At 39.9% G+C, this 12,364-nt stretch carries 8 protein-coding genes; all 8 read left to right on the forward strand.

The window, feature by feature from the left end; translation table 11 throughout:
- Window positions 1-51: 51 nt before the first annotated feature.
- The 8 genes from ACY8D0_RS03685 to ACY8D0_RS03720 all read left to right on the forward strand — a co-directional run bounded on the left by ACY8D0_RS03685 (window position 52) and on the right by ACY8D0_RS03720 (window position 12,346).
- Window positions 52-2,049 (forward strand): beta-galactosidase, encoded by a 1,998-nt coding sequence (locus ACY8D0_RS03685; protein ID WP_462409133.1) that lies wholly within the window; start codon window positions 52-54, stop codon window positions 2,047-2,049.
- 13 nt (window positions 2,050-2,062) lie between these two features.
- Window positions 2,063-2,377, forward strand: coding sequence for an L-rhamnose mutarotase (rhaM, locus tag ACY8D0_RS03690; protein WP_462409134.1), 315 nt, complete (start codon window positions 2,063-2,065; stop codon window positions 2,375-2,377).
- A 135-nt stretch (window positions 2,378-2,512) separates the two neighbouring features.
- Entirely contained in the window at window positions 2,513-4,255 is a 1,743-nt protein-coding gene (locus ACY8D0_RS03695; RefSeq protein WP_462409135.1) for an ABC transporter ATP-binding protein, read from the forward strand.
- Window positions 4,256-4,261: 6 nt separating this feature from the next.
- Complete coding sequence (locus tag ACY8D0_RS03700; RefSeq protein ID WP_462409136.1) at window positions 4,262-6,043, forward strand: ABC transporter ATP-binding protein; 1,782 nt, start codon at window positions 4,262-4,264, stop codon at window positions 6,041-6,043.
- 194 nt (window positions 6,044-6,237) lie between these two features.
- Window positions 6,238-8,025 carry a cache domain-containing sensor histidine kinase gene (locus tag ACY8D0_RS03705; protein ID WP_462409137.1) on the forward strand — a complete coding sequence of 596 codons (1,788 nt, stop codon included), beginning with the start codon at window positions 6,238-6,240 and terminating at the stop codon, window positions 8,023-8,025.
- Complete coding sequence (locus ACY8D0_RS03710; protein ID WP_462409138.1) at window positions 8,000-9,562, forward strand: response regulator; 1,563 nt, start codon at window positions 8,000-8,002, stop codon at window positions 9,560-9,562. Before ACY8D0_RS03705 ends, ACY8D0_RS03710 begins: the two co-directional genes overlap by 26 nt.
- Before the next feature lie 20 nt (window positions 9,563-9,582).
- A complete protein-coding gene (locus ACY8D0_RS03715) occupies window positions 9,583-10,878 on the forward strand; it encodes an ABC transporter substrate-binding protein (RefSeq protein ID WP_462409139.1) in 1,296 nt (431 codons plus the stop codon).
- 157 nt (window positions 10,879-11,035) lie between these two features.
- Entirely contained in the window at window positions 11,036-12,346 is a 1,311-nt protein-coding gene (locus tag ACY8D0_RS03720) for an ABC transporter substrate-binding protein (protein WP_462409140.1), read from the forward strand.
- The last annotated feature ends 18 nt before the right edge of the window (window positions 12,347-12,364 follow it).

Here is a 12,364-nt window from a genome sequence, read left to right on the forward strand (position 1 = left end):
CAACAGCCCAATTTAACTGAGCGAATAGAATAAAAATGTGAGGCGATGGACGTGGCTAACAAGTTATATCATGGTGCAGCCTATTACCCGGAACTGTGGGATGAAAAGGTTATTGAAGAAGATATAAGGCTTATGAAACAGACAGGCATCACTGTCGTTAGAATCGGAGAATTTGCGTGGGCCACAATGGAGCCGGAGGAAGGCAAATTTGATTTGAGCTTTTTTGTACATATCATTGAGAGACTTTATGAAAATGGGATTGAAACGGTCATGTGTACGCCTACGCCTACTCCGCCTATCTGGTTTACCCATGGGCATCCGGAGCGGATGTATGTAGATAATGACGGAAAAGTAATGGGCCACGGTTCCAGGCAGCATGCCTGTACAAACCATCCCTATTTCAGGGAAAGGGCCGCATTGATCACCGAACAGCTTGCAAAAGCAGTAGGAAACATGCCGGGGGTCATCGGCTGGCAATTGGACAATGAATTTAAATGTCATGTCAATCAATGCATGTGTGAAACGTGTAAAGGGTTATGGCATGATTGGCTAAGCAAACGATACGGCACAATTGAAAACCTCAATGATGCTTGGGGCACGAAGATTTGGAGTGAATATTACCTAAGCTTTGATCAGGTCCCACAGCCAGGGCCTGCGCCTTTTTTACACAACTCTTCATTAAGTACAATGTATCAAATCTTTTCCATGGAGAAAATTGCCGAGTTTGCTGATGAACAAGCCGCGATCATCCGAGAGTATTCGGAGGCTCCGATTACGCATAACAGTTCCATCGCCTTTGGCGTAGACAATGAAAGGCTGTTCAAAAATCTCGATTTTGCCTCATTTGACACCTATGCAAGTATTGAAAACTATGAAGCGTACCTGATTAACAGTGACTTATGGAGAAACTTAAAATCGGGAACTCCATTTTGGGTGATGGAAACGAGCCCATCCTATGCGGCTTCATTAACAAGCTATGCCAGTCCCCATCCAAATGGCTATCTAAAGGCTGAAGCAGCTGCTGCTTATGCATTGGGAGCAGGCGGCTTTTGTTATTGGCTTTGGAGACAGCAGCGTGCCGGCTGCGAACAGCCGCATGGCTCGGTGCTAAGTGCGTGGGGAAAACCGACTTTAGGCTATGCAAATGTGTTGGAAGTGGAAGAGCTGCGCAAGAAAATCGAACCTATCATTTTGGACACTAAACCGGCTCAGGCGGAATTGGCGATTGCTTATTCCGATCGGGCCAAGGCGTTCCTGGAAACTGAGCCGCATCGGAAGTTAAATCACCGGGGATTAATTACCGACTTTTATAATCTGATCCTATCGATGGGGATTCATCGTGATCTTATACCAGAAGGAGCCAGTTTAGAAGGTTATAAATTATTGTTAACCCCGTTTATTCCCTATTTATCTGCTGACTATATTGCCCAAGCGAAAAGCTTTGTGGAAAACGGCGGTATCTGGATTGTCGGGCCCCTTACAGGAGGAAGGACAGAGCATCATACGGTTCACACGGACAGGGCATTAGGGCAGCTGGAGGAAATCTCTGGTATCGAGGTGCTATATACTTACCCGATGGATAATACAGGTTCCATCGGCCGGGCGTTTGGCAAGTCTGCTCCATTAGGCTGGTGGAGTTCTGTATTCGAGAGTGGTTCCGGCCATAGCCTGGGAATCATTGAAGAAGGATTGTCCCAAGGAAAAGCTTTTCTTTCGGAGAAAAGTCTCGGATCTGGAAAAATCATCATGCTCGGGTCTATGCCATTAGGGGAAGCAGGGGATTTAATGTTGCAGAATCTAATCCACCACTACTCAAATGAAGCGAATCTAACATTAAGAACAGATGTTTCAAGGGGCACAATTGTTGCCCCCAGACAAGGGGACGGATACACCGTTTGGTTTGTTATCAACATGGATGGAAACGGAGGAAGTGTAACCATTCCCCAATCAGCAATAGACTTAGAGACAAATAATCCAGTAGAGCCTGGCAAACTTGAAGTAGGCAGATTTGAATGCAAATGGATTCGCTTTAATAAAAATGAAGCTTGAGGAGGAATAACAAATGATTCGTAAAGCATCAGTGATGAAAGTGTTCCCCGGCCATCATGACGAATATAAAAAACGCCATGACCAACTCTGGCCTGAAATGGAAGTGGAATTAAAGAATCATGGAGCCCATCATTATTCGATTTTTTTAGATGAGCGGACCTATAACCTGTTTGCCTATGTAGAGATTGAGAGTGAAGAAAAGTGGAATAGTATGGCCGAAACTGAAATTTGCCAAAAATGGTGGGCCTATATGAAAGATATCATGGAAACAAACCCGGATAACAGCCCTGTATCTTATGAACTAAAACAGGTGTTTTATCTCGATTAATAATTGAATAGGAAAAACGGAATTAAGACCACCAATTGCTTATGGTGGTCTTTTTAAGAAAAATGCTTGTCAATACACATAACTTAAGAGGGAAAAAAATATGATGGTTTTATGTTTAAGGGGAGGCGAGGATTTATGCAGAGCTTGCGTTGGGCTTGGGGATATATAAGAAAATATAAAATTAGAATGTTTAGCGGCCTGGCTTTGGTTCTGGTAGTTTCGGCTCTAAATATGGCCAATCCCTATTTGGCAGGCAGAATTGTGGATGATGTCATGTACGGCCATAAAACGAATTTGTTATGGCCAATGTTGGGGTTGATGATAGGTTTTACGGTAGTTAGGACCATCGTCCGTTACGGGTACCAACTTTTGTTTGAGAATATCTCACAAAACGTTATTTTTAAAATGAGAGAACACCTCTTTGAGCGGCTTATGGGTTTGGACTTTTCTTTCTATGACCGCACTAAAACGGGAGATATTATGGCCAGGATGACCGGTGACATGGAAGCCATCCGCCATTTTACGGCATGGACGATTTATATGATTTTTGAAAATGTAACCATCTTCCTGTTTGCAGTGACCTTTATGTTTAGCATTCATGTACCGTTGACATTGGCTATTTTAGCGGTCACCCCTATTATCGGATTCTTTGCCTTCCGTTTATCCAATGATGTGAAGCCAACTTTTACAGAGATTAGGAACCAATTTGCCAAACTTAATTCTGTGGTACAGGAAAACATCAGCGGGAATCGGGTAGTGAAGGCATTTGCAAAAGAAAACTATGAAATTGAAAAGTTTACGTATGAAAACGAAGCTTTTAGGGCGAGAAATCTTCAAGCGGCTAAAATTTGGGAAAAATACCTGCCTGTTTTGGACTCTCTTGCTGGAGTACTAACGGTTGTGATGATACTAACGGGTGGAATCATGGTGATTAACGGTTCTCTTACCATAGGAGAACTGGTTATGTTCAATTCATTGATATGGGCTCTAAACAACCCTATTCGCAGTGCCGGCTGGTTGATTAATGATGTTCAAAGATTCATAGCCTCTGCCGAAAAAGTGGAGGAGCTGCTCCTAAAAAAATCACAAATTATCAATGGAAAACATCAAACCGTTCAAGAATTAGATACGGATATTGAATTTGATCATGTTTATTTCAGCTACGGCAATGGGCTGGCGTTAGAAGACATTAGTTTTACAGCGAAACCTGGCCAAACGGTCGCAATTATTGGTCCTACCGGTTCAGGGAAATCCACATTAGTTCATTTGCTTAGCCGGTTTTATGATGTGACGAATGGTGCCATTAAAGTAGGCGGAAGGAATGTAAAAGAGTGGGACCTTCATCAATTAAGGTCTTCATTGGGGATGGTAATGCAGGATATTTTTCTTTTTTCTGATACGATTGAAGGAAACATAGCCTATGGAAATCCTAATGCCTCCATTGAGGCGGTACAAATTGCCGCCAGGCAAGCGGAAGCTCATGAATTTATTGACTCTCTTCCTGACGGTTACGATACCATCGTCGGTGAAAGGGGAGTCGGATTATCCGGCGGCCAGAAGCAGCGGATTGCTCTTGCGAGGGCTCTTTTGAAAGACCCTAAGGTACTGATACTGGATGATACAACATCAAGTGTAGATATGGAGACGGAAGAACGGATTCAAAAGACACTAAACTCGATCCAAGAAGGAAAAACGTGCTTTATTATTGCGCACCGAATATCCTCTGTTAAAGAGGCTGATACAATCTTGGTTCTAAATAACGGCAAAATCATTGAACGGGGAACACACGATGAATTACTCTTGAAAAGAGGATATTATTACCATGTGTACCAGAACCAGTATGGGAACTTTGATATTCACTTAATGGCAGGGATGTGAAACCTATTGGCACGCAACAAATTTAATGTGGATGAAGAGCTTGAAACGCCCTTTAGTATCGCACATCTGAAAAGATTACTGGTGTATGTTAAACCATTCAAAACACAAATCATGATAACTGTCATCATCATGCTGGTGGCAAGTGGCGCCAATTTAATTGGTCCATACTTAATCAAACAGGCAATCGACAAAGAAATCCCTGGCAAAAATATTGCGGGTTTGGCCTCCCTTGCAGGGATTTATTTAGTCGCCTTAACCGTGACGGGAATCTGTATGAAATTCAGAATCAGAATGATGTCCCAGATTGGCCACAGTGTGATTAAAAATATCCGAAGGGATTTATTTACCCACCTGCAAAAGCTTTCATTTTCATTTTTTGACAGCCGTCCGCATGGGAAGATTTTAGTCCGGGTGGTTAATTACGTTAATTCTTTAAGCGACTTACTATCCAATGGATTAATCAATTTAATCACTGATTTATTCAGTTTATTGGTGATTATTGGCTTTATGTTGTCCATCAATGCAAAACTCACATTATTGGCAATGGCAGGATTCCCAATCCTGGCGTTGATTATTTTTTTAATAAAAAATGCCCAGCGTAAAGCTTGGCAAAATTTAAGCAATAAACAGTCGAATTTAAATGCCTATATCCATGAAAGCATCAATGGAATAAAAGTTACCCAGGCATTCGTTCGGGAAGAAGAGAATAAAAAAATCTTTCATGGAGTTTCCAATGGTTATAAAACCTCGTGGCTTAAGGCCGTGAGGGTCCATTTCTTACTGTGGCCCGCAATTGAAAATATCTCTGTCCTTACGGTTACGTTAATATACGTTTTTGGAGTCAGTATGATTGGCAATGGGATTACGGTTGGTGCCCTGGTAGCATTCGTGGGGTACATATGGATGTTTTGGACACCGCTTGCAAACATCGGTAATTTTTATAATGCGATTATCAATGCATCGGCCTACCTGGAACGGATATTTGAGATGATGGATGAGAGACCCGGGATTTCGGATCGTCCCAACGCAAAAGAACTCCCCGTTATTAAAGGGAAAGTGGAATTTGACAATGTGGTCTTTGGGTATGAAGGATCAGCGCGGAATTTGAATCAGCTTAGTTTTATGGCAAATCCTGGTGAGTCAATCGCTATTGTGGGTCCAACTGGCGCTGGAAAAACAACCATCGTTAGTTTGCTCAGCCGTTTTTATGATATCGGGAGCGGTGAAATTAGAATAGACGATTTGAATATTGAAACCGTGACCATTTCATCATTAAGAAAACAAATGGGGGTCATGCTGCAGGATCCGTTTATTTTCTCCGGAACGATTATCGACAATATTCGTTATGGTCGTTTAGATGCGTCCGACGAAGAGGTAATCATGGCAGCAAAAGCAGTACAGGCGCATTCCTTCATCTGCCAATTGCAACAAGGCTATTATACGGAAGTGAATGAGAGAGGTTCCATCCTCTCAAATGGCCAAAGGCAGCTCATTTCATTTGCAAGGGCATTACTGGCAGACCCCAAAATCCTTATTTTGGATGAGGCCACTTCTTCCATTGATACAGAGACCGAGATGGCGTTACAACAAGGGCTGGAGACATTGCTTTCAGGCAGGACATCGTTTATTATTGCCCATCGCCTTTCCACCATCCAGAACGCCTCTAAAATACTGTATATTGATAAGGGCATGATTATGGAAGAAGGAACACATGATGAATTAATTCGTCGCCGGGGCCTTTATTGGAAATTGTATACATCGCACTATTCTTCACTTAAAGTGATATAACTAACAAACCCTGAAGGATTCCTTCAGGGTTTCAATTTTATTGTGATCTTTGAATCTTTCACAAAATATTCCCTATGAATATAGGGAATTAAATGGTAAAATCAAATTAATTTTATTCGACAAAAGATGCATGTATTTGAGGAAAAACTGCTGTTAAAGATCCGGGTTAAAAATTTGGCCATTGGAGAGTAACCATGAATAAGATATGGCATCGAATAAAGAGAAATTACCAAAATTTAAAGATAAAGAATAAACTGTTTATCCTTATTTTCTCCATTTTGATTCTTTCATTTTCCTTTGCTTTCATGGGGCTGCAATATGCCTTCCATATTTACGATGAACAGTTATACAGCAAGTCGTCACAAGTGTTAAGCACTTCCTCGAACAGTATTGAAGGTGAATTAAAGCATATGGAGGAAGTGACGTATAGTATTTTGACCGACCCGCAGATTCAGCAATATTTGGCATCAGTTAGTCAGGACGGTTCAGAATATGAAAAGTATCTTTTACGTAACAAAATGATGGATAAGCTATGGAGCTATGTAAGCAGGGAGAAATATATCGATTCAGTGAAATTGCTTGATGTGAATGGAGGGGAATATGCTCTTGACGATAGAAATGTAAAATTAACGCAAGATCAAAAATCTGACATCGTTAAGCAGGCTAGCCAGGCTGATGGAAGTAATGTTTGGATCAATCCTCCAAATAATAATTTTACAATTGCCACTGCCAGGACTATTAAACAATACTCCGATTTAAGCTTTGATAAAATCGGAACCGTCATTATTTATATTGATATGGAAAAACTTGTAGGAGATATTTTAGAAGGCTCCAGTAAAATGGATGGCGAGTTCTTTATCGCTAATAAAGGCGGCCTGATTTTTCCAAAGAATATTGCCATCCCGTTTAACGAATTACCCTTACATGTAAAGAATGGCTATCAAATTAAAGAAATTGGGCAAAAGAATTACTTCCTTGTCCAAATTCAATCCAATTATTTCGATTGGAACTATATAAATCTCATTCCATTTAACGAAATCTTCAAAGATATTAATTTCATTAAATCAGTTTTTGTTTTTATTTTCTGCCTCATGTTTATGGTTGTTATGATTGTTGGGATCCGTTTTGCCAAGAATATTACAACCCCTCTTGAAAATCTTGTTGCCAGTGTGGAGTATCTTAAGGTCGGAGATTTCAAAGAAGCCAAAAAGGAAGCGCTTAAATCGCCGATAACCCAAGATGATGAGGTGGGCTTGCTGCAGCAAAACTTCCAGACAATGACCCACAGGATAGATGAGTTAATTAATGAAAATTACGCAAAACAGTTAACCATCAAGGAAACAGAGTTTAAAGCACTTCAGGCTCAAATTAATCCACATTTTTTATATAACACCCTTGAGTCAATCAATTGGTTAGCAAAGGGCAATGGGCAGTTTCAAATATCAAAAATGGTAGAAGCGCTTGGCTTTCTGCTCCGCAATTCGATCAGCTTAAAAAAACCAATGATCACGATTGAGGAAGAGCTTAATATTGTAAAAAACTACATCATCATACAAAAATATCGATTTGAGGACCGACTGAACTTCCAAATGGAAGTGGATTCCGAACTGAGTCGCTTGTACATCCCCAAGCTAACCTTGCAGCCACTTGTGGAAAATGCGATTAATTACGCATTGGAGCCAATGGTTGAACCTTGCAAAGTCAGAATTTACTCGTCTGTTAATGAACAGACTATTCAATTGATTGTTGAAGATAACGGACCGGGGATGGAACCCGCCTATCTCGAAAAGTTACGGCATGGACAAATCAAAACGCGGGGGCAAGGTGTAGGGATATCCAATATTAATGAGCGAATCAAACTGGCCTATGGTGAAGATTATGGTATAAAAATTGAGAGCGTACCTAATCAAGGAACGAAAGTGATGATCAACTTACCGGTCAGAGAGGAGGATGTTAATGTACAACGTACTGTTAGTGGATGATGAAAAAATCATTACCGAGGGGATGTCAAAGGTCATTGACTGGAATTCTATTGGGACAAATCTGATTGGCACCGCGTGGAATGGAATAGAAGCCTTTAAAATAATCGAACAGCAACATCCTGATATTGTGATTAGTGATATCAAAATGCCTGGAATGAACGGTCTTGAGTTGGTAGAAAAGGTAAGCGGCAGGTTTCCGGATATAAAATTTATTCTATTGTCGGGTTTCAGTGAGTTTGATTTTGCTAAGCAAGCAATGGAATTCGGTGTAAAACATTACCTATTAAAACCATGCAATGAGAATACCATAATGGATGCTGTAAGTGAACTTTGCCTTGAACTTAAACAAAAACAAGAGCGGGAACAATTTGTCCAAAAGATAAAAGGCACATTGGAAACCGTTTTGCCATTTGCAAAGGAACAGCTTCTAAAAGAAATGATTACGAACCATTATGAAAATATCGAATTAAAACACTATCAAAACCTTTTTGAGAAAGAAGTATTATCGGAGAATGTTCGAGTCGTGTTATTCCAATTAGAAGGGAACTTTCAATTCGAGCATATTTTCGCCATTAAAAATATTGGGGAACATATCTTTGATTCTTATATATTGAGTTGTACTGTATGGGAAACGGTGTTATTTCTGATAGAAAGTGACTTGGATTCAACAAACCTGCATTCTCAAATTGAAAGAATTAAAAAGACGTTTTACCAGTATTATCGAATTGACACGACTGTGGCAATCAGTGAGGAAGGAAATATCGTAACCGCAAACAAATTGTACAGGCAGGCTTTGGACTGCCTTGCCTATCGCTTTTATCTTGGAGAAGGCTGTGTCATCACGAAAAACGACATCGGCATTCTGAGCGAACCAAATGAAGAGGAATTTTTCTACGATGATCAGCAATTCACAAGACTTGTAAAATCCGGAAGTTGGTATGCTGTAAATGATGAAATTGAATCTTTCTTCCTCCAGTTAGCAGAATTAAGATTGGATATAGATACGACGAAATCATATGTCATCCAATTATTTAATAGCATGGTTCGTTTATATGAACCTGCTGAAATGAACAGATATTTAAAAGAGTTGCCAGTGTTATTGGAAATGGACACCATTCAAAATATGAAAGGCCTTTTTGAAAGCGTTGCCCAAAAGATAACGAACAGTTATTACCAGCAAACCAAAAGCAAACATTCTGCCATTATTAATAAAGTAATCGAGATTATTGAAAAACAGATTGGTAACCAAAACTTATCGCTTCATTGGGTTGCCAATGAAATGTTATATATGAATGCGGATTATCTTGGAAAGTTGTTTAAAAAAGAAACGGGGGAAAAGTTTTCAAATTATCTTACCAGGTTAAGAATCGAAACTGCTATAAAGTTAATTGAGGGTGAAACAGATGTAAAGGTTTTTGAAATAGCAGAGAAAATTGGCTTCGGTGAAAATCCTCAATATTTTAGCCAGGTTTTTAAAAAGCATACCGGTTATACTCCTTCAGAATATAAAAAAGAGTCGGTACAAGGATTGTCATAAAATTCAAAGGGGAAATTACCATGAAAAAGCTAATATCCTCAACATTGTCGCTAGTAATGGTATTTTTCGCTGGTGGCTGCGGCATCTTTGGCTTGAACGAAACAACGGCGAGTAATGGGAAAGAGCAGGTTACATTAAGGATTGCCTGGTGGGGAGAACAGCCAAGGCATGATGATACACTCAAAGCTATTGAATTGTTTGAAAAAAAGTATCCCTATATTAAGGTTGAACCGGAATACACGAATTGGGATGATTATTGGAAAAAACTTGCCCCAATGGCAGCAGGAAATAAGCTTCCTGATATTATCCAGATGGATTTGTTATACTTAAGGCCCTATAGTGAAAATAACTTACTAGAAGATTTAACGCCCTATATTAATGAAAAGATTATTAAGACCGATACCATCAGTGGAAAAATTCTTGATGGAGGAAAAATTGGCGATAACGTTTATGGAATCCCACTTGGGTTGAATGCCCCGGCAATCATCTTGGATCGTTCATTGTTATCATCAGCAGGCGTACAAATCCCAAATAATAACTGGAGCTGGGATGATTTCGAACACATGGCCTTACAGGTACACAACCGTAAGCAAATCTATGGAACCAACGGTATGAAACCGCCAGAAGTTTTCTTTTCATATTATCTGCGAACCAAAGGGAAAAGTTTATATAATGAAAGTGGGACCGGATTAGGCTATGAAGATGATCAAATATTTATTGATTACTTCGAGATGCAACTTAGATTGCTTGAACAAGGGGCATTTCCAAGGCCGGATGTGACGGAACAGATCAAGGGAATACAGGATGAATTATTGGTTAATCAGGTGTCTCCTGTCACATGGGCTCATTCCAATCAGTACATCGGCTTTACGAAAAGTGCAAATCGGACTCTTGAACTAATCCAGCCTCCTGGGTTTACCCGGGATATGGCGTCTACTGTGAAACCAAGCATGTTGTTTTCTGTTGCAAAGAGCTCTAAGAATAAAGAGGCTGCAGCACTGTTTATCAATTTCTTTGTAAATAGCAGTGAAGTGAACCGAATTATTAAGGGGGAAAGGGGAGTTCCTATTTCTTCCAAAGTAGTCAAAGATATCACTAAAGATTTGTCTGAGCAGGAGAAAAAAGTCTTTGATTACGTGATTAAAGTTAAAAACAAAAATGTCATGGTTGAAAAAGCTGACCCGTTGGGTGGCATTGAGGTCGTCAAATTACTGCAAAATGTATCTGATCAAATTTTGTTTAGAAAGTTAACCCCGAGTGAAGGAGCACAAATATTTAGATCCAATGCGTCTAAAATCCTTTCGCAATATAGATAAAACTCCATTGAGCATTGTTCAATGGGGTTTTTTTGATAGGAAGAAGTCGGATTTTTAAACAAACTGAACGGAAAATTGGATTCAGACAATTTCAATTAAACCGCATAATAGAAATGTAAACACTTACATGATGTAAATAAAAGAAGGGGGAAAATGTGTGAAAAAATTTCTAGTTTCGTTGTTTAGTTTAGTACTAGTCTTCTCTTTATCAGCATGTAACAGCAGCAGTAAATCCACAAGCGGAGAAGAATCCAAACCAAAAGAAGAGAAAAAAAGTGATGAACCGGTTACGCTAAGGATTGCCTGGTGGGGTTCCCAGCCGCGTCATGACTACACGTTGAAAATCATCGAAATGTATGAAAAGCAACATCCGAATGTGAAAATTGAAGCCGAATATGCAGCATGGGATGACTACTGGAAAAAGTTAGCTCCTCAAGCAGCCGCAAACGAGCTTCCGGACATTATCCAAATGGATTTATCCTATTTCTCTCAATACTCTCAAAATGGCCAATTGGCTGATCTAAGTAAATTTGCAGGTAAAGAAATCAACACAAAAGACATCGCTAAAAACGTCATTGACGGTGGTAAAATTGGTGACAAGCTTTATGGTATTAACTCGGGTGTAAACGTTGTTGGTTTCCATTATGATCCAGCCTTGTTGAAAAAAGCTGGTGTGGATTCCATTCCTGAAAACTGGACTTGGGATGACTATAAGGAAATCGCCGCAAAAGCAAAAGCTGCTGGTGTGTTCGTTGACTCTGGCATGAAAGCAGACGTGTTCTTTAACTATTATTTAAGAACTCTAGGCAAGTCGCTTTATAGCAAAGATGGCACGACGCTCGGTTATAAGGATGACAAGTTATTCGTAGATTTCTTTAAAATGACCTCTGGATTAGTAAAAGACAAAGCAGTTCCAACTCCTGATTATTTAGCACAGCTTAAAGGTTTAGAGGATTCTGACCTTGTTACTAGTAAAGGAATTGGTGTATGGCAATGGTCCAACCAGTTCGTAGGGCTTCAGCAGGTTGCTAATAGACAACTTGAAATCGCACCAATGCCAGGTCCTGACACTAAAAAAGGTTTGTACTTAAAACCTGCCATGTTCTGGTCAGTTGGCAACAATTCCAAAAATAAAGCAGAAGCTGCAAAGTTTATTGATTTCATGATTAATGATATTGAAGCAAATAAATTAAACCTTGGTGACCGTGGTGTACCTGGTTCCTCTGTTGTAAAAGATGCATTAAAACCACTGCTTTCCCCAGCACAAGTTCAAGTATTTGATTATGTGGAGTGGGCAGAGAAAAACAGCTCAGCATTTGATGGCCCAGATCCTGTAGGTGCTGGAGAGGTAATCGAATTGATGGATAGTTTAAGTGAACAGATGGCTTATGGAAATCTAAAAGTCGAAGATGCTGCGAAACAGTTTAGACAGCAAGCTGAAAGCATCTTGTCTCAAAACAAAAAATAATTTCCATGGTGATAGCTG

The organism is Neobacillus camarae, assembly GCF_054950115.1.